We start from the raw sequence: 18,957 nt of genomic DNA, 5'->3' as shown, positions 1-18,957 counted from the left end.
ACGTCACCACGAGGAAGTCCGCCATGAAAGTCATGATCCGCAAGAGCAGCAAGGGCGAACTTTCGCTCTACGTGCCTAAGAAGGACCTGGAAGAACCCATCGTGCAGATGGAGCGCCCGGACATGTGGGGCGGCCAGATCACGCTCGCCAACGGGTGGACGCTGGACCTGCCCGAGATGGCCGCCGACACCCGGCTGCCGATCACGGTGGAGGCCCGCCTGACCGGCGGACGAGAGTGACGTGGCGCTGAGCGCAGATCAGTTGGGTGAGATCGCCCGCATCGCGCTGGCGGCACCGACGCTGGGCGAGGCCATTGCCGGCGTGCGCCAAGCGCTGCCCGGCGTGCGCGCCTCGGCGGTCGATGCCTTCGACATGCGCGGCGAGACGCCGGCGCTGCGCATCGGCGACCGCGATCTGTTCCTGATGCACAGCGACGGACATTGCTGGTCGGTCACGCCAGACCCGCTGGCAGCGCACGGCATCGTGCTGACCCAGCACACCTGAACCGGGAGATGAACATGGACAGCGACTGGATACCGCTTTCGCTCGCCGACGTCGGCGAACGCGAAGCACAGCTGGTGGAGCAGGTGATGCGTTCCGGCCGGCTATCGGGCGGCCCGATGGTGGAAGCTTTCGAGTCGGTGTTCGCCGACCTGCATGGGCGCCGCTATGCGGTGGCCGTATCGAGCGGCATGGCGGGAGCCTGGATGGCGCTGCGCGCGCTCGGCATCGGCCCGGGCGATGAAGTGATCGCCAGTGCATACAGCTGGCACCACATCGCGCACGCCATCGTGCACGCGGGGGCCACGCCGGTGCTGGCCGACATCGACTACTGGTCCGGTGCGGTGGCGCCAGAGTCGGTACTGACGCGCATTACGCCGAACACGCGCGCCATCATCGGCAACAACTGCAACGGTCATCCGGCCGCCTGGAAGCCGTTGCGTGACATTGCCGACGCGCACGGGCTGGCGCTGATCGAGGATTCGACCGAAGCGATCGGTTCGCGCTACCTCGGCGAGCTGGTCGGCACCTTCGGCGACCTGTCCATCTTCGACTTCTCGCAACCGCTGGCGCTGAACTGCGGCGAGGGCGGCATGGTGCTGACCGACGACGCGCGCCTGGCCAGCGAACTGCGCTACCTGCGTGCGCACGGGCTGAGCGACCGCAACTCGGTGTCGGTCGGCAGCCGCGTGCCCTTCTCGGCCAACATGAGCGACGTCACCGCGGCCATCGGCATCGCCCAGGCGGAACGCATCGACGAAATCCATGCGCGGCGCAAGCAGGTCGAGGTCTGGTACCACGAACAGATGCAGACCTTCGAGGGCATCAAGCCGCCCTATCTGGCGCAGGACGTCGATGAGGTGCATTGGATGCTCTACGTCGTGCATCTGGGCAAGCGCTTCACCGCCAGCGCGCGCGCGCAGCTGATCGAGGATCTCGACACCGAAGCGATCGAGGCGGCCGCCTACAGCCGGCCGCTGCACCAGCAGTTTCATTACCAGAGCTACGGCTACAAGCGCGGCCAGCTCGCCAACACCGACCGCATCGCCGATCGTTCGCTGGCCTTGCCCTTCCACGGCTTCATCGAGCAGGACGAAGTGCGCTTCGTGGTGAAGACGCTGAAGGACGCGGCCACCAACGTCGGCGCCGGCGCCGCCATCTACTGAACCGCGTTACGAGGACGAGTCATGACATCCCCCCTGACCCAATTGCCGGCCGAGATCGAAGCAGGGCTGCGCGCCGGCCGCGTCGTGCCCTATCTGGGCCCCGGCATGCTGTCGCTGGTGCCGCAGTACGCGGTGCCCGGTACGCCCGAGGCGCTGGTCGCGCTGCTCACCGCCAAGGTTTCGGTGCCGCACAAGATACGCAGCCGGCTCACCCAGGCCGCGCAGTTCATCGAGAACTTCAAGCACCGCAAGACGGTGGTCGACCTGATGAACAACGCCTTCGCGGCCGCCCCGTCGGCCTCGCCGCTGCATGCCTGGCTGGCCAGCCTGAATCTGCCGCTCATCGTCGACACCTGGTACGACGAGGCGATGTCGACCGCGCTGCACGAAGCGGGCGTCAAGTGGGGCGAGGTGCAGGGTCTGTCGCAGTCCGAACACTTCGGCAACTGGACCGGCTGGTACGACCGCGACGGCAATCCGCTGCCCGATCGCGCGCCGGACTGGGCTACGCTGCTGTACAAGCCGATCGGCTCGACAAGCCCGGCCGGCAACTACCTGGTGTCGGATTCCGACTATGTCGAGGTGCTGACCGAAATCGACATCCAGACGCCGATCCCGCAGGAAGTGCAGGCGCTGCGCAGCGGCCGCAGCTTCCTCTTCCTCGGCTGCCGCTTCAACGACCAGCTCACCCGATCGTTCGCGCGCCAGATCATGAAGCGTTCCAGCGACCGTCACTGGGCGCTGCTGCCGGACGAGCCGACGCGGATGGAAGCGAAGTTCCTGGCCGAACAGAACATCACCCGCATCGCGCTGCCGCTGGACAGCCTCGCCGCCGTGTCGGCGCAGGCCGCCTGAGCGCAGCGCCTCGCCAACGGATTTCACACACACCGACAAGGAGAAGCGCCATGCCACAGCTCACCATCATGCCGTCCGGAACGGCACTCGAAGTCGCACCCGGAACCACCCTGCTCGCCGCCATCCTGTCCGCCGGCGAGAAGCTGATCAGCAAGTGCGGCGGTCAGGCCCAGTGCGGCGCCTGTCACATCGCGGTCAACGAGGGGCGCAAGAGCCTGTCGAAGACGACGCGCGCCGAGAACGAGAAGCTCGACGCGCTGGTCGGCGTCAGCTCGAAATCGCGCCTGGCCTGTCAGGCGCAGATGGGCGAAGAGAACGTGACGGTCGAGCTGCTCAGCTTCGTCTGATCGCGTCCACGCCACCCCGACAAGAACCGGACAACGGGAAGAACACCATCATGAGTTACGACGCAATCAAGGCCGATCGCGGCCTCTGTACCGGCAACCGCCTTGGCGCCGCCGGCAAGTGCAACGGCCAGACCTTCCAGTGCGAGTGCGGCCATGTCGGCTGCCGCCAGACCTACGACGACAGCTGCACCAACCAGGCCTTCTCGGCCGGCTGGCGCTGTGTCAAGTGCGGCGCGGTCGGCAAGATGACGCGGCTGAACTACGAGTACCGCATCGGCGCCTGAGGCCGAGGCTCGACCGCGATGACCGATGCGCTGTTCAGTGCAGCGTCGCTGGCCATGCTGGACGAGGCCTGCAGCGGCGTGCTCATCCTCGGCGAAGGGCTGGAGCGCGACGAGTTCCTGTCGTCGCGGCTGACCCGCGCCGAGGTGGGCCGCCTGCTGCTGATCATCGCCCGTCTGATGGATGGCCTGCCAGTGGACGCCAGCCGTCGTCTGCCGGAGATCGACTGGGCCGGCTGGTCGCTGCTGGCGCGCACCTTGCCCGACCGTGGGCCGGCCAGCGACGACACGCTGTGGTTCGCCCTCACCTCGCTGGTGCCGGCCACGCTGATGTGGCTGCGGCTCTACCGCCAGCGCGAGCCCGAGCTGTTCGCGTTCGCCGGCTGAGGCGGGCGCCGTTCAGGCGGCGAAGTCGACCACCTGCGGGTCTTCGTCACCGATGACGATGCAGGCACGCAGCAGGCGGCCGTCGGCGCTCCAGCTGTATTCGTGACGCATTTCGGTTTCACCGTAGACCTTCTTCTCGGCGCGCACGATGCGACCGGCCGCGTCGTAGTCGACCTGGAACCAGGTGTTGCGGTTGCGCAGCGCGTCGGGCTGCAGTTCCTCGGCGAACTGCAGCGGCAGTTTCACGCCGCGGTAGGTGAGGAAGTAGCGGGTGGTCGTCGAGGGCGAAGGGGAGCGCGATGGCGAGGACATGGGTGAGCGGATGTCGATGACAGTGAAACAGTTGATCGTGGCCTTGCAGGGGCTGCCGGCCGACGCCACCGTGCTGCTGGAGGGCGACGACGGCTATTCCCCGCTCGGCTCGCTGGAACTGCTGGGCAACGGTGGCGTGCTGCCCGACGAGGTGGTGCTGCAGCCGGACATGACGCCGGACTGAGCGGCGTCACCGCCCGCGCGACGATTCCTCATTCCGTGGGGCGGCACGACGCCATGCCGCCGGCGGCACAGCCTTCCGACGTTTCACGCAGCCGCGCCGCGGCGTCGGGCGTCAGGCCTATCCAGCGGTCTATCGCCGGCGGATCGAAGCCGACCCGCCGCTCAGCGCCAACCTGCAGCAGCGGCCGCCGTATCAGCAGCGGCTCGGCCAGCAGCAGCGCCAGTGCCTCCGCCCGGCCGAGCGACTCAGGCTGCACCTCGCCGCTCTTCACCCGTGGCGCAGCGCGGTTGAACCAGTCGGCCACCGGCAAGGGGTCGAGGAAGTCGAGCAATGACGCCGCTGTCCATGGCTCGGTCAGCAGACTGCGCACCGAAAGCTGGTGGCCGGCATCGCGCAGCCACTGCTTCTGCCGCGCGTTGCCGGTACAGCCGGGCTTTTCGAAAAAGACGACGTGCGCCATGGACGACAGCTCAAACGGGGCGGTTTTCGTACAGATTGCGCACCGGGCCCATCAGCTTCAGACCTTCTTCGTAGCTGATCTCCGGGAACTTGCCGGTGAACTTCATCGCGGCGTCGACGACCGCGTCCAGCTTGCCCGCGGTGTCCAGCTTCTTCAGGTCGTTCTTCTCCAGATAGAGCAGTTCCAGCGTCTCGTTGTAGACGGTGGCTTCGTCGATCGGCAGCACGTGGAAGGTGGCACCGCCGTACTGCACCTGGTACTTCTTCGACAGGTCGATGTTGTCGCAGAACACGATGTACTTGCCCTGCGGCGACAGCGCGTCGCCCAGCACCTCGGCCAGCATCTTCAGGTACTCGAAGGACAGCAGGAAGCAGGTCAGGAAGGCGATATGCGTTTCGCCCTCGTGCGCGGCGGCCATCACCTGGTCACTGCTGATTTCGGGCGGACGGGCCTCGTCTGCGAACTGCTGCGCGAACTTCAGTGCGATGTCGCCCCGGAAACCGACGCGCCCAGCCTTGTGCGTCGGCCCCTTGAAGACGGCGTTGAGCAGCCGCTTTTCGTTTTCCAGTGCGGCGAAGGCGGAGCTAGCGATGGTGATGCTCATGGTGATTCCCCTGATCGTTGCGGATGAAATCCGCGGTCTTGAAAAAGGCCTGCTCCAGCTGCATGCGCAGTTCGCCGTCGTTGACGACTTCCTGCAGGGCGGCGCGCATGCAGTTCATCCACGCGTCGCGTTCGGCCGGGCCGATCGCGAACGCGAGGTGCTTGCGCCGCAGACGCGGGTGGCCACGTTCGACCGAGTAGCGCTGCGGGCCGCCCATCCATTCGACGAGGTAGTTCACGAGAACGCGCTTGACGTCGGTCAGATCGACCCCGTGCATGGCGCGTATGCCCTGTGCCTCCGGGCGTTCGCTCATGTGTGCATAGAAGCGGTCGACCAGATGAACGATCGCCGCTTCGCCGCCGATGCGGGCGAAGTGCGGGTTCTGCGTACCTGCGGTCGAACTGACCGAAGGCGCGGCGGCCGGAACGACGGGTTCTTGCGTGGACATGGACGTGTCTTTGCTGGGCGGATGCGGAGCTACAGCAAGTGCCGTACCCGCTGCGTCCGCCTCGCCCGCCATCACACCGGAATGCGTGCGGGAACGCCCGCCGGTGCGCCCGATGACGCATGGACCACACAGGAGAGGGAAGCCTGTGTCGGCTCTGTCGCAGCCCGGTCAATCCTCACAGCGCTGGGCTGATTGTCGCGTTTGTCGTTCCCCGCGGCGGCCCGCGTGAATGTCGTTCGAAAGCGCTGGAATGACGTCTGTAAGCCGTTTATCGAGAATGCACGGTGAATGGCACGGCAGTTGCTGAACAGGCCATGCACCGACCATGACTTGCCGCCAATGGCTGACCACGAAGACCAACAATGGGCACAAGGGGCTGGATCCGGTGGCGCGGTACGTGGCCAATGATCGCTTGGTCAGCGGCAATCAACTGTTCATCGACTCAGGAGAATCAAACATGGCATCTCTCAGACAAATCGCCTTCTACGGCAAGGGCGGCATCGGCAAGTCGACCACCTCCCAGAACACCCTGGCCGCTCTGGCCGAAATGGGTCAGAAGATCCTCATCGTCGGCTGCGACCCGAAGGCCGACTCGACCCGCCTGATCCTGCACGCAAAGGCACAGGACACCATCCTGTCGCTGGCCGCGGAAGCCGGTTCGGTCGAGGACCTGGAGCTCGAGGACGTCATGAAGATCGGCTACCGCGATATCCGCTGTGTCGAATCCGGTGGCCCGGAACCCGGCGTCGGCTGCGCCGGTCGCGGTGTCATCACCTCGATCAACTTCCTCGAAGAGAACGGCGCCTATGACGGCGTCGATTACGTGTCCTACGACGTTCTCGGCGACGTGGTGTGCGGTGGCTTCGCGATGCCGATCCGCGAGAACAAGGCGCAGGAAATCTACATCGTCATGTCCGGCGAAATGATGGCCATGTACGCCGCCAACAACATCTCGAAGGGCATTCTGAAGTACGCCAATTCGGGTGGTGTGCGCCTGGGCGGCCTGGTGTGCAACGAGCGTCAGACCGACAAGGAACTGGAACTGGCCGAATCGCTGGCCAAGATGCTGGGTTCGCGTCTGATCCACTTCGTGCCGCGCGACAACATCGTCCAGCACGCCGAACTGCGTCGCATGACGGTGCTCGAGTACGCGCCGGATTCCAAGCAGGCCAACGAGTACCGCGATCTGGCGCAGAAGGTTCATGCCAACGCGGGCAACGGCACCATTCCGACCCCGATCACGATGGACCAGCTCGAAGATCTGCTGATGGAGCACGGGATCATGAAGCAGGTCGACGAATCGGAAGTCGGCAAGGCCGCCGCTGCCGCCTGAGCACCCGAGAGTCGAGGGTCGGGAGCCGCGGGCGTCGCTCGCAGGCTCCCGGCCTCCGCCGGCGACAACCGTGGTTCTCTACCCTCAGCTCTCGACAAGGAGTGATCAAATGAGCATGACCATAGACGAAAAGAAGGCCCAGAACGCAGCGCTGATCGAAGAAGTGCTGAAGGCCTATCCCGAGAAGACCGCGAAGAAGCGCGCCAAGCACCTCAACGTGCACGAGGAAGGCAAGCCCGACTGCGGCGTCAAGTCGAACATCAAGTCGCTGCCCGGCGTGATGACCATCCGCGGCTGTGCCTACGCAGGTTCCAAGGGCGTGGTGTGGGGTCCGATCAAGGACATGATCCACATTTCCCACGGCCCGGTCGGCTGCGGCCAGTACTCGTGGGCGGCACGCCGCAACTACTACATCGGCGTCACCGGTGTGGATACCTTCGTCACGATGCAGTTCACCTCCGATTTCCAGGAGAAGGACATCGTGTTCGGTGGCGACAAGAAGCTGGAAGTCATCATGGATGAAATCCAGCAGCTGTTCCCGCTGAACAAGGGAATCTCGGTGCAGTCCGAGTGCCCGATCGGCCTGATCGGCGACGACATCGAAGCGGTGTCGAAGAAGAAGTCCAAGGAATACAACGGCCACACCATCGTGCCGGTGCGCTGCGAAGGTTTCCGCGGCGTGAGCCAGTCGCTGGGTCACCACATCGCCAACGACGCGATCCGCGACTGGGTGTTCGACAAGACCGAAGACAAGCGCCCCGACTTCGTGTCGACCCCGTACGACGTGGCCATCATCGGTGACTACAACATCGGCGGTGACGCCTGGTCCAGCCGCATCCTGCTGGAAGAGATGGGTCTGCGCGTGATCGCCCAGTGGTCGGGCGACGGCACGATCGCCGAACTGGAGAACACCCCGAAGGCGAAGCTCAACGTGCTGCACTGCTACCGCTCGATGAACTACATCTCGCGGCACATGGAAGAGAAATACGGCATTCCCTGGGTGGAATACAACTTCTTCGGCCCGTCCAAGATCGAGGAATCGCTGCGCGAGATCGCCTCGCACTTCGACGACAAGATCAAGGAGAACACCGAGAAGGTGATCGCCAAGTACAAGCCGCTGATGCAGGCGGTGATCGACAAGTACCGCCCGCGCCTGGAAGGCAAGAAGGTGATGCTGTTCGTCGGCGGTCTGCGCCCGCGTCACGTCATCGGTGCCTATGAGGATCTGGGCATGGAAGTGGTCGGCACCGGTTACGAATTCGGCCACAACGACGACTATCAGCGCACCACGCACTACGTCAAGGACGGCACGCTGATCTATGACGACGTCACCGGCTACGAATTCGAGAAGTTCGTCGAGAAGGTGAAGCCCGATCTGGTCGGTTCCGGCATCAAGGAAAAGTACGTGTTCCAGAAGATGGGCGTGCCCTTCCGCCAGATGCACAGCTGGGACTACTCCGGTCCGTACCACGGCTACGACGGCTTCGCCATCTTTGCCCGCGACATGGACATGGCGATCAGCTCGCCGATCTGGGGCCTGACCAAGGCTCCGTGGAAGAAGTAAGCGCAGTGCAACGTAGGGTGGGTTGAGGGCACCGAAACCCACCGTTCCCGACATCCGTGTCGCAGGGCGGGGCGCAGCCCCTGCCCACCCTACACTCAGGAGTGTTCAACATGCCTCAATCAGCCGACAAGATCCTCGACCACGAACTGCTGTTCCGCGAACCGGAATACCAGCAGATGCTGGCGGACAAGAAGTCCCAGTTCGAGTTCAACCACGCCGACGCCAAGATCCAGGAGATCGTCGAGTGGACCAAGACCGAGGACTACAAGCAGAAGAACTTCGCCCGTGAAGCGCTTACGGTCAATCCGGCCAAGGCCTGCCAGCCGCTGGGTGCCGTCTATGTCGCTAACGGCTTCCACAAGACCCTGTCCTTCGTGCATGGCTCGCAAGGCTGTGTCGCCTACTACCGTTCGCACTTCTCGCGTCACTTCAAGGAGCCGACCTCCTGCGTGTCGTCGTCGATGACCGAGGACGCAGCCGTGTTCGGCGGCCTGAACAACATGATCGACGGCCTGGCCAACTCGTACAACCTGTACAAGCCGGACATGATCGCGGTGTCGACCACCTGCATGGCGGAAGTGATCGGCGATGACCTGAACGCCTTCATCAAGACTTCGAAGGAGAAGGGCAGCGTACCGGCCGAGTTCGACGTGCCCTTCGCGCACACCCCGGCCTTCGTCGGCAGCCACATCACCGGCTACGACAACGCGCTGCTCGGCATCCTGCGTCACTTCTGGGACGGCAAGGCCGACACCGCCGCCAAGCTCGAGCGCAAGGCGGACGAGTCGATCAACTTCATCTTCGGCTTCGACGGCTTCGTCGTCGGCAACATGAAGGAAATGAAGCGCATCCTCGACCTGTTCGAGATCGACTACAACATCCTGTGCGATCCGTCCGAGGTCTGGAATACGCCGACCGATGGCGAGTTCCGCATGTACGAGGGCGGCACCACCAAGGAAACGGTCGAACGCGCGATCAACGCCAAGGCCACGGTCATCTTCCAGGAGTTCTGCTGCGAGAAGACCGCGAAGTTCATCGCCGAGCATAGCCAGGAAGTGGTGCTGCTGAACAGCCCGATCGGCGTCGCCGGCACCGACAAGTTCCTGATGGAACTGTCGCGCCTTACCGGCAAGCCCATCCCCGAAGTGCTGGAGAAGGAGCGCGGTTACCTGGTTGACGCGATGGCCGATTCGCAGGCCCACTTGCACGGCAAGCGCTACGCGATGTACGGCGACCCGGACATGATGCTGGGCCTGACCGAGTTCCTGCTGGAACTCGGTGCCGAGCCGGCGCACATCCTGGCCACCAACGGCGAGAAGGAGTGGGAGGCACGTGTGCAGAAGGTGCTGGACGCCTCGCCCTACGGCGCCGGCTGCAAGGTGTATCCGAAGCGCGACCTGTGGCACATGCGTTCGCTGCTCTACACGGAGCCGGTCGACTTCCTGATCGGCAACACGTATGGCAAGTATCTGGAACGTGACACCGGCACTCCGCTGATCCGCATGGTGTTCCCGATCTTCGATCGCCATCACTACCATCGCTACCCGATCTGGGGTTACGAAGGCGGCATGCGCGTGCTGGTGATGCTGCTCGACGAGTTCTTCGAGTCGATCGACGTGAACACCATCGTTCCGGGCAAGACCGACTACTCGTACGACATCATCCGCTGATATCGCGTCCTCTCGCGCCGCGCCGGCACGCATCGTGCCGGCGCGGCGTCTTTTTTGGGGCAGGGTGAGCATGCACCGGCCTGGGCTCTGGCGGCAGGTGTGGCGAATCACCCCCTGTGGGAGCGGCCTTGGCCGCGACCGGGCCGTCGCGGTCCGCAGGCTTCGATACAGGCTATTGTCGGGGTCAAGACCCCTCCCACAGAACCCCGGTGCAGCTCGGGCAGCAGGTCGGCCGCGTTCCTTGTGGGAGCGGCCTTGGCCGCGACTGGGGCGTCGCGGTCCGCGGGCTTGAATGCAGGGTGCCGTCGGGGTCAGAAGAGCCCTCCCACAGAACCCCTGCCCAGGCTCGTTCAGCAGGTCGGGCGCGTTCCTTGTGGGAGTGGCCCTGGGCGCGACTGGGGGCGTCGGTCGGCGCAGTCGCCGAGCGACGCCCTGTTGCGCTCAGATGCTCAGACCGAACTCGGGGGCGATGAGCTTGAGCCAGCCGTCGACGCGTTCGGCCGTCAGTTCAGGCTGGATGTCCTGGTCGATGGCCAGGCCGACGAACTTGTCGTCGATCACCGACTGCGACTCGGTGAAGTCGTAGCCATCGGTGGGCCAGGCGCCGACGATCTTTGCGCCGGCATCCTTGAAGAAGTCGTACAGCAGGATCAGACCGTCGACGAATTCGTGCCCGTAGGTGTCCTGGTCGCCCAGGCCGAACAGCGCCACCGTCTTGCCGGCGAAGCTGGTGCCCTTGAACTTGACCAGCGCTTCGGCCCAGCTCTCGTCGTCGCATTCCGCCTCGATGCCGGGCAGCAGACCGTCGCCCAGTGTCGGCGTGCCGAGGATCAGGTAGTCGTAGGCGAGCAGGTCGTCCACCGTCGCCTTGTTGATGTTGACCGGCTCGGCCATCGTGTCGTCGTCGAAGCGCTTCTTGATCTGCTTCGCGATCTTGCGTGTGCTGCCGCTGTTGGTGCCGAAGAAAAGTCCGATGCGTGCCATGACAGATCCATTCAGTTGAGTGTTGCAGGGGAGGTGTATGCGGCGTCCATGCCGCGGAAGATGGCGCAGCGCTGGAATACTTCCAGCGTTGGCGCGCAGGCCTTGTGCTGGCAGTACTTCGCCGCCAGCTTGGCTAGACCCTTGATGTCGCGGCCGGAGGCTTGGGGAAACAGCACGGCCAGTGCCTCGACCATGCCTTCGTCCAGCGCGAGCCCGAACTGCATTGCCATCACCTGCCAGATGCGACGCCGCGCCGCTTCGTCAGGCGCGTGGTAGCGGATGAGCGCGATGCAGCGCGACACGATGGCTTCGTCGATGTCGTCCACCCGGTTGGTGGTCAGGAAGAGCAGCCCGTTGAAGTACTCGAGCACGCGCAGGAACACGCCGACCACGGCGTTCATCGTGATGTTGTCCTCGCGCCGCTTGATGTAGACGTCGGCCTCGTCGATCAGCATCACGGCGCCCCAGCGCTGGGCGCGCGTCAGCGCCTGCTTGAGCGCGCCTTCCATCTGCGCGACGTTCAGCCCGAGCTGGCCCGAGTGCACGCGGTAGAGCGGGCGGCGGATGATTTCCGAGTACACCTCGGCAGTCAGCGTCTTGCCCACGCCCGGAGGGCCGGCGCACAGCACGGTGGTGCCGCCCGACTTGCCGGCCACGATGTCGTCCATCAGCACGTCCATCTCGGCGGTCAGGATGTCGATCAGGTCGGTCTGCTCGGGCGGCAGCACCAGCTTCTGCTTCAGTGCGGGCTGGTAGGCATAGGGCGCCATGTCGTCCACGTGGACCCACAGATGCTGGTGCAGGTCAAGGTGAAACATGAGCACATAGGGATGCACCGGCAGCTGCGAGAACAGGCCGTCGGGCATGGCGTCGCGCGAGGCTTCGACCTCGTCCTCCGCCTCGTAGCGATTGCTCTTTGCCGCCTTGCGCAGATAGGGGCCGAGGATGTCGCCGGGCGCTTCGAGCAGCAGCGTGCGCGCCGGCAGGATGGCTTCGTCATTGACCAGGCGGGCCATGCCGCCACTGGCCGACAGCACCACCTGATCCTTGCGCGACCAGTCGGTGTCGCGGTGGGTGGCGCTCGGGTCTTCGGCGTGGAAGCCGGTGCCGCTGGCCGAGAACTGTTCGCCGTAACGCGCGCGCCATTCGATGTAGCGTGCGGTCACGGTGTCGCAGGCGGCGATCAGCGCCGGCGTTTCCTTCAGGAAGCCCTTGGCCGCCAGCACCTCGCCCACCGTCTTGCCGGTGATGTCGGCGCCGTAGATGCGGATGACCGAGGTGGCCAGCGTCGCCTTCACATTGGCCTTCAGCTCGATGAAGACCTTGCCGGTCTCTTCGTTGTTGGCCGGCGTGTAGTCGAGCCGGCTCACCACCCAGGGCAGCGGCCGGGTGAGCTGATTGGCGGTAAACAGCCAGCCGCGAATCGCGCCTTCGGCCAGATGCCGGGCGAGCGCGGGCACCAGCTGTTCGAGATCGTTGCCGTCGAAGCGGCGGCCGTCGCCTTCCAGTGCGTCGGCCAGCGTGGTCAGCGCGGTCGCGCGCTCCAGCATGGCCGGCCCGGCGTCGGCGTAGAGCCGGCCGAGGAAGCGCAGCGCGTCGATGGACAGGCGCGACACCGGCACCTCGACCTTGTCGCAGTACTGCAGCTGGTCGCGCAGGCTGGCCAGATCGGGGAAGGCGTCCGCCATCGATTCGATCTGCGGTGCCTCTATGGTCACCTTCATCGCTGCGGCCTCAGCGGGTGACGACCGGAATTTCCAGCGCCGCGCGCCGGCCGAGCTGGGCGTCTACCTTGCGCCGCACGTTCTCGACCTTGAGCGGACGCAGCAGCGTGCTCTGTGCGCCGGCCGCCAGCGCCTGACGGACAACGTCGTCGTCGGCATCGCTGCAGACGATCAGGATGCGCACCTGAGGCAGCACCGCGCGCAGGCGCGTCACCGCGTCGCCGGCCAGCAGTCCGGCGCCGAGCAGCACCAGATCGGGCGGTGTCGCCGCGGCCACCGTGAGTGCCGACGCGAGGTCGGCGAACACATGGGTTTCCATCTCGTCGGCCAGCATGAACTGCAAGGCGGTGCCGACCACGTCGTCGTCATCGACCACGAACACGCGCTTGTTCTCGACTGCGCGCTGACTGTCTACGCCGATCTGCATGAGGACTCTCCCTGTCTGTCGTCTTCTCGGTCCGAGCAAGCTTCGTTCCAAACGCGGCATGGCTTTCGCTTCTCAGCCTTTGTCATTCATTCGAAGGAGGTCGCAATGGGCGTACTGATCAAGACGACGATGGACGGACGGCGGGTCGAGGTGATCGAGGGCGTGGTCTGTCTGGAGGGCAAGCCGGAGGCGGGCGGGCTGGTTCCGCTGTCCGAACATCCGAACCGCCAGGCCATCGCGAAAGCGGTGCCGGGCGCCACCCATGTGGCCGGGCGCATTCCGCTGACGCTGGAGGAAGCGCAGGTCGCGCAGGACGCGCTGACCGAGGCGCATCGCAGTTTCGACGCCAGCCCGATGGGCATCGCCAAGCGGTTGCAGTCGGCCATCCACAACAAGGCGCGCATGGAGGGCATCGAGTAGTGCTGGCGTCGTGGCGGTCCGCCAAACCCGACATTGCATGTCGCAAAACGACCAGCCTTTGTCGGGCCGCGTTGCCCGCGGGCGACCCGGCGGACCGCAGATGACTGATTTCCCGGCTCTCTGACCCGTGCGCCGGCTCTGGCATCAATCCTGCTGAGTGAGCTCCGACAGCGCCTTGCGCGCCGACCCTGACAGGAAGGAAGGTGGGCCATGGATGCACGCGTATCGGCAAAGATCCAGGACGTGTTCGAAGAACCCGCCTGCGAGCACAACCAGAACAAGTCGGCCAAGGAAAAGAAGAAGGGCTGTACCAAGCAGCTTTCGCCCGGCGCAGCCGCTGGCGGTTGTGCGTTCGACGGCGCCAAGGTCGCGCTGCAGCCCATCGTCGATGTCGCTCACCTGGTGCACGGCCCGATCGCCTGTGAGGGCAACTCCTGGGACAACCGCAATTCCTCGTCCAGCACCTCGCAGCTCTACCGCACCGGCTTCACCACCGACATCAACGAACTGGATGTCATCTACGGCGGCGAGAAGCGGCTGTTCAAGTCGGTCAAGGAAATCATCGAGAAGTACGACCCGCCGGCGGTGTTCGTCTACCAGACCTGTGTCACCGCGCTGATCGGCGACGACATCGAGGCGGTGTGCAAGAAGGCCTCGGAGAAGTTCGGCAAGCCGGTCATCCCGGTCAATTCACCGGGCTTCGTCGGGCCGAAGAACCTCGGCAACAAGCTGGGCGCCGAGGCGCTGCTCGATTACGTGATCGGCACCGAAGAGCCGGAATTCGTCACGCCCTACGACATCAACATCATCGGCGAGTACAACCTGGCCGGCGAACTGTGGCAGGTGAAGCCGCTGCTCGATGCGCTCGGCGTGCGCATCCTGTCCTGTATCTCCGGCGACGGCCGCTACAAGGAAGTCGCCTACAGCCACCGCGCCAAGGCGGCGATGATGGTGTGCTCGAAGTCGATGATCAATATCGCGCGCAAGATGGACGAGCGCTACGACATCCCCTTCTTCGAAGGTTCCTTCTACGGCATCGGCGACATGTCGGAAACGTTGCGCGAAATCGCCCGCCTGCTGGTCGAGAAGGGCGCGCCGGAGGAGCTGAAGGTACGTACCGAAGCGCTGATCGCGGTCGAGGAGAAGCGCGCCTTCGAGCGTATCGCTGCCTATCGCCCGCGGCTCGAAGGCAAGAAGGTGCTGCTGATCACCGGCGGCGTGAAAAGCTGGTCGGTGGTGGCCGCGCTGCAGGAGGCCGGTCTGGAAATCGTCGGCACCAGCGTCAAGAAATCGACCAAGGAAGACAAGGAAAAGATCAAGGAGCTGATGGGCCAGGACGCGCACATGATCGACGACATGACGCCGCGCGAGATGTACGCAATGCTCAAGGACGCCAAGGCCGACATCATGCTGTCCGGCGGGCGCAGCCAGTTCATCGCGCTGAAGGCCAAGATGCCCTGGCTGGACATCAACCAGGAACGCCACCACGCCTACGCTGGCTACGAAGGCATGGTCGATCTGGTGCGCGAGATCGACAAGGCGCTGTACAACCCGATCTGGGAACAGGTGCGCCGTCCGGCGCCCTGGGACGTGGCGGTCGCCTGAGGATCACGCCATGGCCACCGTCATCGAATCGAAGAAGGCCTGCACGGTCAATCCGCTCAAGATGAGCCAGCCGCTGGGCGCGTGCTACGCCTTCATGGGCCTGGACAACTGTATGCCCATGATGCATGGCTCGCAGGGCTGCACCTCGTTCGGCCTGGTACTGCTGGTTCGCCACTTCAAGGAGGCGATCCCGATGCAGACCACGGCGATGAACGAGGTGAGCACCATACTCGGCGGGCTGGAGAACATCGAACAGGCGGTGCTGAACATCAAGAAGCGCGCCAATCCCTCCATCATCGCCATTGCCTCGACCGGGCTGACCGAAACCAAGGGCGACGATGTCGACGGCTATCTGAACCTGATCCGCCGCAAGCACGGCGAGGCGCTGACCGGTACCGAAATCGTCTACGTGTCGACGCCGGACTATGTCGGCGCCTTCGAGGACGGTTGGGGCAAGGCGGTGCTGGCCGTGATCGACGCCTTCGCCCAGCCCTGCGATCGCGACGCCGGCCTGGTGAACCTGCTGCCGGGCGCACACCTGACGCCGGCCGACATCGAGGAACTGCGCGAAACCATCGAAGCCTTCGACCTGCGCGTACAGGTGCTGCCTGATATTTCCGGTTCGCTCGACGGTCACATTCCGGACAACTTCACGCCGACCACGCTGGGCGGCACCCGCGTCGACACGTTGCGCCGGGTTGGTGCGGCCGCCGCCACCCTCGCCGTCGGCGCGCGCATGGACGCCGCCGCGGCGGCAATCGAGGAACGCTGCGGCGTGCCCTTCCGCGTATTCGACCGGCTGACCGGACTGGCCGCGGTGGACGATTTCCTGCAGTACCTGTCCGAGCTGTCCGGTCGTCCGGTACCGCCGAAATACCGCCGTGCGCGGACCCAGCTGCTGGACGTGATGCTGGACGCCCACTTCTGGGTCGGCGGCAGGAAGATGGCCATTGGCGCCGAACCGGACCTGCTCTATGCACTGGCGACCACCGCCGCCGAAATGGGCGCCGAAGTGGTGGCCGCCGTCAGCACCACGCCGTCGCGCGTGCTCGAAGCCGTGCCGTGTGCCGAAGTGCTGCTCGGCGATCTCGAAGATCTGGAGATGCGCGCCAAGGCGGCCGGTGCCGAACTGTTCATCACCCATGCGCATGGCCGGCAGTCGGCGGCGAGACTGGGCATTCCGCTGCTGCGCGAGGGCCTGCCGATGTTCGACCGGCTGGGCGCGGCGCACGTGCTGCGCGTCGGCTATCGCGGCACGCGCGAACTGATCCTCGGCTGGGCCAACACCTTCCTCGCCGACGAGCACGTGAACACGCCTGAAGACTGGCCACTGCCGCAGGAGAGCATCGTCGCGGCGAGCGAGGGCAGTCAGGCATCCGGTTGCGGCAGCGGCGGCTGTGGCTGTGCATCGTCCGCCGAAATTCCTGAAACCGTTGCGTCCGGCACCTGAGCCGGTCGCCCATCCACCGAGGAGCAGCGCATGAAGATCGCCTTCGCCACCCAGGACAAGCAGCGCGTCGACGCGCACTTCGGCTGGGCCAAACACCTGGCCGTGTACGAGATCGACAAGGCTGGTTACCACCATGTCGAGGACTTCGACTTCGGCGGCAAGCTGGACGAGGACGGCGACGAGGACAAGCTCGCGCCCAAGCTCGAGGCGATCAAGGACGTCGCCATCGTCTATGTCGCCGCCATCGGCGGCTCGGCGGCGGCGCGCGTGGTCGCCAGCAAGATCCACCCGATCAAGGTGAATCAGCCGGAACCGATCATGGACATCCTGGACAAGCTGCAGGAAGTGCTGCGCGGCACGCCGCCGCCCTGGCTGCGCAAGGCCCTGCAGAAAGACGAAGCACGCAGTTTCGATTTCGAAGACGAGGTGGAAGAACATGGCTGAAACACTGGAACTGAGCGCCGAGGACACCGAAGCGCTGGCATCGCCCTTCCTGAGCGAGCTGATCAAGCAGTACCGCGCGCAGGACATGCACGGCGCCTGGGAGGGCAAGAGCGACGCGCAGCTGCTCGAGCCCTACATCCTGAGCGCGGAGGCGCGTCGCGCGCTGCCCATCATGGGCGACCCGGACCCGGAAACGCTGTGGCGCATCGAGCTGTTCTACAACGCGGTCGGCCTGTCGATCGAGCGCGCCACCAAGGTGATGGTGACGCCGATGATGAAGATGTCGCACGAGGGCTTCGGCCGCATGGTGCTCATCGCCGGTCGCCTGATCGCGGTGAACAAGCAGCTGCGCGACGCCCACCGCTTCGGCTTTCCGACCTACGCGAAGCTGGCCGAGGCGGGGCAGAAGTTCGTCGACGAGGGCGTCGGCATGGTGAACAAGTACAACGAAGTCGCCAACTGGGGCTGAGGACGAAGCGATGGAAGACGTCGACGCACTGAAGACACGGGTGAAGAAGCTCAACGCGCAGGCAACGCAGGCCAAGATGGACCTGCACGACCTGTCGGAAGAACTGCCGACCAACTGGGAGAAGATCCTCGAGGTCGCGCAGGTCGCCTACGACGCGCACCAGTCGCTGATGGCTGCGCGCAAGGAACTGGCGGCCGCGACCGCCTGAGGAAGGACGCATCATGGCTGCATTTTCCGTCACGCTGCCCAGCGGCGAAATCTGGACACCGAAGTTCGTATCCAGCCTGAACCAGGACACCTGTATCGGCTGCGCGCGCTGCGTGAAGGTCTGTGCCAACGACGTGCTGCAGCTCGCCGGTGTCACCGAGGATGGCGACATCGTCGTGGTCGACCCGGACAACGAGGATGACGACGAGGAGTACGAGCGCAAGGTAATGACCATTTCGCGGCAGGTGAACTGCGTGGGCTGTCAGGCCTGTTCCAAGGTCTGTCCGAAGAAGTGCTACACGCACGCGCCGGTCGAGGTGTGAGCGCGGGACGACGGCGATGCCTACGCTCTTTCCGACCGCACCGTTACAACCCGTCTGGCCACTGCCGGCCGCGCCCGGTGGCTTCCGCGGGTTGCTGCTGAAGCTGGCGCGCCGGCCCGACGATCTGGTGCCGCGCGTGCTCGCCGGCGTGATCGGCCGCAGCTGGACGCAGCGCGGGCTGCAGTGCCTGCCGCTGTACGGCATCGACGTGTCGGAAACGCGCCGCCTGCTGGCGCGCCATTTCCCCGGCGCCGAGTGGCTGCCGGCGCTGCACGCGACAACGCCCGCCGAGTTCGCCGAAGCGATCGAGATGGACGACGTGGTGGCGCTGCTGCGCGAGCATCTGTCCATCGTCGATCAGGATCACCTGTGGCTCGCGCACGCGGTGGCCACCGGCTGCCTGGGCGCCGACCACCTGTGGCAGGACATGGACCTGACCTCGCGCGCCATGCTGTCCGAACTGATGCACGGCCGCTTCACTTCGCTGGCCGAACGCAATACGCAGGACATGAAGTGGAAGAAATTCCTCTACAAACAGCTGTGCGAGCGCGAGCAGATCCGCGTCTGCAAGGCGCCCAGCTGCGGCGTGTGCACCGACTACGCGGTGTGCTTCGGTCCGGAGGACTGACTACCTGACCACTGTGGTTGTTGGAAGCGAGGCCGTCTCGCTGCACAGGCTGCATCGCGAGCAAGCTCGCTCCCACGACAGTGCGCCCGAGCGGCTTCCAGGGAGGGTTCTGTGGGAGATTCTATGTTCCGGCGCAAGCGTTTTCGTGCTGTTTCGGGACATAG

The 18,957-nt window shown here is 65.0% G+C and carries 26 protein-coding genes; 19 read left to right on the top strand and 7 right to left on the bottom strand.

Translation table 11 applies throughout. The features are described from left to right. Nucleotides 1-23 precede the first annotated feature (23 nt). Genes nifT through IV112_RS00805 form a run of 7 tightly spaced genes read left to right on the top strand, consistent with a single transcriptional unit; the run spans nucleotide 24 to nucleotide 3,537 of the window. Nucleotides 24-239, top strand: a complete 216-nt coding sequence (gene nifT, locus IV112_RS00835) for a putative nitrogen fixation protein NifT (RefSeq protein WP_019916619.1) — start codon at nucleotides 24-26, stop codon at nucleotides 237-239. A gap of 1 nt (nucleotide 240) precedes the next feature. Continuing rightward, nucleotides 241-504 carry a hypothetical protein gene (locus IV112_RS00830; protein ID WP_304000491.1) on the top strand — a complete coding sequence of 88 codons (264 nt, stop codon included), beginning with the start codon at nucleotides 241-243 and terminating at the stop codon, nucleotides 502-504. Nucleotides 505-518: 14 nt separating this feature from the next. Beyond that, nucleotides 519-1,667 carry a DegT/DnrJ/EryC1/StrS family aminotransferase gene (locus IV112_RS00825; protein WP_024300787.1) on the top strand — a complete coding sequence of 383 codons (1,149 nt, stop codon included), beginning with the start codon at nucleotides 519-521 and terminating at the stop codon, nucleotides 1,665-1,667. 21 nt (nucleotides 1,668-1,688) lie between these two features. Continuing rightward, nucleotides 1,689-2,522, top strand: a complete 834-nt coding sequence (locus IV112_RS00820) for an SIR2 family NAD-dependent protein deacylase (protein ID WP_304000488.1) — start codon at nucleotides 1,689-1,691, stop codon at nucleotides 2,520-2,522. 50 nt (nucleotides 2,523-2,572) lie between these two features. Then, nucleotides 2,573-2,869, top strand: a complete 297-nt coding sequence (locus tag IV112_RS00815; protein WP_019916623.1) for a 2Fe-2S iron-sulfur cluster-binding protein — start codon at nucleotides 2,573-2,575, stop codon at nucleotides 2,867-2,869. 50 nt (nucleotides 2,870-2,919) lie between these two features. Continuing rightward, a complete protein-coding gene (locus IV112_RS00810; RefSeq protein WP_304000485.1) occupies nucleotides 2,920-3,153 on the top strand; it encodes a hypothetical protein in 234 nt (77 codons plus the stop codon). An 18-nt stretch (nucleotides 3,154-3,171) separates the two neighbouring features. Then, entirely contained in the window at nucleotides 3,172-3,537 is a 366-nt protein-coding gene (locus IV112_RS00805) for a hypothetical protein (RefSeq protein ID WP_304000483.1), read from the top strand. 12 nt (nucleotides 3,538-3,549) lie between these two features. Here the strand turns inward: IV112_RS00805 and IV112_RS00800 are convergent, their stop codons facing one another. After that, on the bottom strand, nucleotides 3,550-3,849 hold the full coding sequence (locus IV112_RS00800; protein WP_304000481.1) for a DUF6156 family protein: 300 nt from the start codon (nucleotides 3,847-3,849) through the stop codon (nucleotides 3,550-3,552). Nucleotides 3,850-3,871: 22 nt separating this feature from the next. On the opposite strand from IV112_RS00800, the gene IV112_RS00795 reads away from it, so the two are divergent. Beyond that, nucleotides 3,872-4,033 carry a hypothetical protein gene (locus tag IV112_RS00795; RefSeq protein ID WP_198291452.1) on the top strand — a complete coding sequence of 54 codons (162 nt, stop codon included), beginning with the start codon at nucleotides 3,872-3,874 and terminating at the stop codon, nucleotides 4,031-4,033. A gap of 28 nt (nucleotides 4,034-4,061) precedes the next feature. Here the strand turns inward: IV112_RS00795 and IV112_RS00790 are convergent, their stop codons facing one another. The 3 genes from IV112_RS00790 to IV112_RS00780 are packed head-to-tail and all read right to left on the bottom strand — an operon-like array spanning nucleotide 4,062 to nucleotide 5,545. Further along, entirely contained in the window at nucleotides 4,062-4,493 is a 432-nt protein-coding gene (locus IV112_RS00790; protein ID WP_304000479.1) for an ArsC/Spx/MgsR family protein, read from the bottom strand. 10 nt (nucleotides 4,494-4,503) lie between these two features. Continuing rightward, complete coding sequence (locus IV112_RS00785; protein WP_304000478.1) at nucleotides 4,504-5,097, bottom strand: hypothetical protein; 594 nt, start codon at nucleotides 5,095-5,097, stop codon at nucleotides 4,504-4,506. After that, on the bottom strand, nucleotides 5,078-5,545 hold the full coding sequence (locus tag IV112_RS00780) for a group II truncated hemoglobin (protein ID WP_304000476.1): 468 nt from the start codon (nucleotides 5,543-5,545) through the stop codon (nucleotides 5,078-5,080). Before IV112_RS00780 ends, IV112_RS00785 begins: the two co-directional genes overlap by 20 nt. Nucleotides 5,546-6,002: 457 nt before the next feature. Here IV112_RS00780 and nifH point away from each other — a divergent pair, with 457 nt between their 5' ends. The 3 genes from nifH to nifK all read left to right on the top strand — a co-directional run bounded on the left by nifH (nucleotide 6,003) and on the right by nifK (nucleotide 10,112). Beyond that, complete coding sequence (gene nifH / locus IV112_RS00775; protein WP_024300793.1) at nucleotides 6,003-6,878, top strand: nitrogenase iron protein; 876 nt, start codon at nucleotides 6,003-6,005, stop codon at nucleotides 6,876-6,878. Between the two features lie 109 nt (nucleotides 6,879-6,987). Next, nucleotides 6,988-8,442: a nitrogenase molybdenum-iron protein alpha chain gene (nifD, locus tag IV112_RS00770; protein WP_304000472.1), complete on the top strand. Its 1,455-nt coding sequence runs from the start codon at nucleotides 6,988-6,990 to the stop codon at nucleotides 8,440-8,442. 110 nt (nucleotides 8,443-8,552) lie between these two features. Beyond that, the gene (gene nifK, locus IV112_RS00765; RefSeq protein ID WP_304000471.1) at nucleotides 8,553-10,112 is read left to right on the top strand and encodes a nitrogenase molybdenum-iron protein subunit beta; all 1,560 of its coding nucleotides are present in this window, start codon (nucleotides 8,553-8,555) and stop codon (nucleotides 10,110-10,112) included. A gap of 441 nt (nucleotides 10,113-10,553) precedes the next feature. Here nifK and IV112_RS00760 read toward each other — a convergent pair whose 3' ends face one another. The 3 genes from IV112_RS00760 to IV112_RS00750 are packed head-to-tail and all read right to left on the bottom strand — an operon-like array spanning nucleotide 10,554 to nucleotide 13,247. Continuing rightward, complete coding sequence (locus IV112_RS00760) at nucleotides 10,554-11,096, bottom strand: flavodoxin (RefSeq protein WP_019916634.1); 543 nt, start codon at nucleotides 11,094-11,096, stop codon at nucleotides 10,554-10,556. Nucleotides 11,097-11,107: 11 nt separating this feature from the next. Next, nucleotides 11,108-12,820: an AAA family ATPase gene (locus tag IV112_RS00755; RefSeq protein WP_304000469.1), complete on the bottom strand. Its 1,713-nt coding sequence runs from the start codon at nucleotides 12,818-12,820 to the stop codon at nucleotides 11,108-11,110. Between the two features lie 10 nt (nucleotides 12,821-12,830). After that, nucleotides 12,831-13,247: a response regulator gene (locus IV112_RS00750; protein WP_304000468.1), complete on the bottom strand. Its 417-nt coding sequence runs from the start codon at nucleotides 13,245-13,247 to the stop codon at nucleotides 12,831-12,833. Between the two features lie 105 nt (nucleotides 13,248-13,352). Between IV112_RS00750 and IV112_RS00745 the strand changes: the two genes are divergently transcribed. From IV112_RS00745 to IV112_RS00710, 8 genes are all read left to right on the top strand, one after another. Further along, nucleotides 13,353-13,667, top strand: coding sequence for a hypothetical protein (locus tag IV112_RS00745; RefSeq protein WP_020165975.1), 315 nt, complete (start codon nucleotides 13,353-13,355; stop codon nucleotides 13,665-13,667). 210 nt (nucleotides 13,668-13,877) lie between these two features. After that, nucleotides 13,878-15,272: a nitrogenase iron-molybdenum cofactor biosynthesis protein NifE gene (nifE, locus tag IV112_RS00740; RefSeq protein ID WP_304000467.1), complete on the top strand. Its 1,395-nt coding sequence runs from the start codon at nucleotides 13,878-13,880 to the stop codon at nucleotides 15,270-15,272. Between the two features lie 10 nt (nucleotides 15,273-15,282). Then, nucleotides 15,283-16,722, top strand: a complete 1,440-nt coding sequence (gene nifN, locus IV112_RS00735; protein ID WP_304000464.1) for a nitrogenase iron-molybdenum cofactor biosynthesis protein NifN — start codon at nucleotides 15,283-15,285, stop codon at nucleotides 16,720-16,722. A 30-nt stretch (nucleotides 16,723-16,752) separates the two neighbouring features. After that, the gene (gene nifX / locus IV112_RS00730) at nucleotides 16,753-17,166 is read left to right on the top strand and encodes a nitrogen fixation protein NifX (RefSeq protein ID WP_020165972.1); all 414 of its coding nucleotides are present in this window, start codon (nucleotides 16,753-16,755) and stop codon (nucleotides 17,164-17,166) included. Continuing rightward, on the top strand, nucleotides 17,159-17,635 hold the full coding sequence (locus tag IV112_RS00725) for a NifX-associated nitrogen fixation protein (protein ID WP_304000460.1): 477 nt from the start codon (nucleotides 17,159-17,161) through the stop codon (nucleotides 17,633-17,635). Before nifX ends, IV112_RS00725 begins: the two co-directional genes overlap by 8 nt. Before the next feature lie 10 nt (nucleotides 17,636-17,645). Then, nucleotides 17,646-17,843 carry a CCE_0567 family metalloprotein gene (locus IV112_RS00720; RefSeq protein WP_019916642.1) on the top strand — a complete coding sequence of 66 codons (198 nt, stop codon included), beginning with the start codon at nucleotides 17,646-17,648 and terminating at the stop codon, nucleotides 17,841-17,843. Between the two features lie 13 nt (nucleotides 17,844-17,856). Further along, complete coding sequence (fdxB, locus tag IV112_RS00715) at nucleotides 17,857-18,165, top strand: ferredoxin III, nif-specific (RefSeq protein ID WP_019916643.1); 309 nt, start codon at nucleotides 17,857-17,859, stop codon at nucleotides 18,163-18,165. A gap of 16 nt (nucleotides 18,166-18,181) precedes the next feature. After that, nucleotides 18,182-18,793, top strand: a complete 612-nt coding sequence (locus tag IV112_RS00710) for a nitrogen fixation protein NifQ (protein WP_304000459.1) — start codon at nucleotides 18,182-18,184, stop codon at nucleotides 18,791-18,793. Nucleotides 18,794-18,957: the final 164 nt, after the last annotated feature.

This window comes from Methyloversatilis discipulorum, from assembly GCF_018780585.1.
Lineage (GTDB): Bacteria > Pseudomonadota > Gammaproteobacteria > Burkholderiales > Rhodocyclaceae > Methyloversatilis > Methyloversatilis discipulorum_B.
The sequence above is the reverse complement of the archived record's forward strand: the minus strand, read 5'-3'. Positions and strand labels throughout refer to the sequence as shown.

What these genes read in the sequence shown, in the direction of transcription:
- nifK (WP_304000471.1), top strand. Translation starts at nt 8,553, where the DNA reads ATGCCTCAATCAGCCGACAAGATCCTCGACCACGAACTGCTGTTCCGC.
- IV112_RS00805 (WP_304000483.1), top strand. Translation starts at nt 3,172, where the DNA reads ATGACCGATGCGCTGTTCAGTGCAGCGTCGCTGGCCATGCTGGACGAG.
- nifD (WP_304000472.1), top strand. Translation starts at nt 6,988, where the DNA reads ATGAGCATGACCATAGACGAAAAGAAGGCCCAGAACGCAGCGCTGATC.
- IV112_RS00760 (WP_019916634.1), bottom strand. Translation starts at nt 11,096, where the DNA reads ATGGCACGCATCGGACTTTTCTTCGGCACCAACAGCGGCAGCACACGC.
- IV112_RS00800 (WP_304000481.1), bottom strand. Translation starts at nt 3,849, where the DNA reads ATGTCCTCGCCATCGCGCTCCCCTTCGCCCTCGACGACCACCCGCTAC.
- IV112_RS00755 (WP_304000469.1), bottom strand. Translation starts at nt 12,820, where the DNA reads ATGAAGGTGACCATAGAGGCACCGCAGATCGAATCGATGGCGGACGCC.
- nifT (WP_019916619.1), top strand. Translation starts at nt 24, where the DNA reads ATGAAAGTCATGATCCGCAAGAGCAGCAAGGGCGAACTTTCGCTCTAC.
- IV112_RS00815 (WP_019916623.1), top strand. Translation starts at nt 2,573, where the DNA reads ATGCCACAGCTCACCATCATGCCGTCCGGAACGGCACTCGAAGTCGCA.
- nifX (WP_020165972.1), top strand. Translation starts at nt 16,753, where the DNA reads ATGAAGATCGCCTTCGCCACCCAGGACAAGCAGCGCGTCGACGCGCAC.
- IV112_RS00790 (WP_304000479.1), bottom strand. Translation starts at nt 4,493, where the DNA reads ATGGCGCACGTCGTCTTTTTCGAAAAGCCCGGCTGTACCGGCAACGCG.
- nifN (WP_304000464.1), top strand. Translation starts at nt 15,283, where the DNA reads ATGGCCACCGTCATCGAATCGAAGAAGGCCTGCACGGTCAATCCGCTC.
- IV112_RS00810 (WP_304000485.1), top strand. Translation starts at nt 2,920, where the DNA reads ATGAGTTACGACGCAATCAAGGCCGATCGCGGCCTCTGTACCGGCAAC.
- nifH (WP_024300793.1), top strand. Translation starts at nt 6,003, where the DNA reads ATGGCATCTCTCAGACAAATCGCCTTCTACGGCAAGGGCGGCATCGGC.
- IV112_RS00825 (WP_024300787.1), top strand. Translation starts at nt 519, where the DNA reads ATGGACAGCGACTGGATACCGCTTTCGCTCGCCGACGTCGGCGAACGC.
- IV112_RS00785 (WP_304000478.1), bottom strand. Translation starts at nt 5,097, where the DNA reads ATGAGCATCACCATCGCTAGCTCCGCCTTCGCCGCACTGGAAAACGAA.
- nifE (WP_304000467.1), top strand. Translation starts at nt 13,878, where the DNA reads ATGGATGCACGCGTATCGGCAAAGATCCAGGACGTGTTCGAAGAACCC.
- IV112_RS00750 (WP_304000468.1), bottom strand. Translation starts at nt 13,247, where the DNA reads ATGCAGATCGGCGTAGACAGTCAGCGCGCAGTCGAGAACAAGCGCGTG.
- IV112_RS00745 (WP_020165975.1), top strand. Translation starts at nt 13,353, where the DNA reads ATGGGCGTACTGATCAAGACGACGATGGACGGACGGCGGGTCGAGGTG.
- IV112_RS00720 (WP_019916642.1), top strand. Translation starts at nt 17,646, where the DNA reads ATGGAAGACGTCGACGCACTGAAGACACGGGTGAAGAAGCTCAACGCG.
- IV112_RS00725 (WP_304000460.1), top strand. Translation starts at nt 17,159, where the DNA reads ATGGCTGAAACACTGGAACTGAGCGCCGAGGACACCGAAGCGCTGGCA.
- IV112_RS00780 (WP_304000476.1), bottom strand. Translation starts at nt 5,545, where the DNA reads ATGTCCACGCAAGAACCCGTCGTTCCGGCCGCCGCGCCTTCGGTCAGT.
- fdxB (WP_019916643.1), top strand. Translation starts at nt 17,857, where the DNA reads ATGGCTGCATTTTCCGTCACGCTGCCCAGCGGCGAAATCTGGACACCG.
- IV112_RS00710 (WP_304000459.1), top strand. Translation starts at nt 18,182, where the DNA reads ATGCCTACGCTCTTTCCGACCGCACCGTTACAACCCGTCTGGCCACTG.
- IV112_RS00820 (WP_304000488.1), top strand. Translation starts at nt 1,689, where the DNA reads ATGACATCCCCCCTGACCCAATTGCCGGCCGAGATCGAAGCAGGGCTG.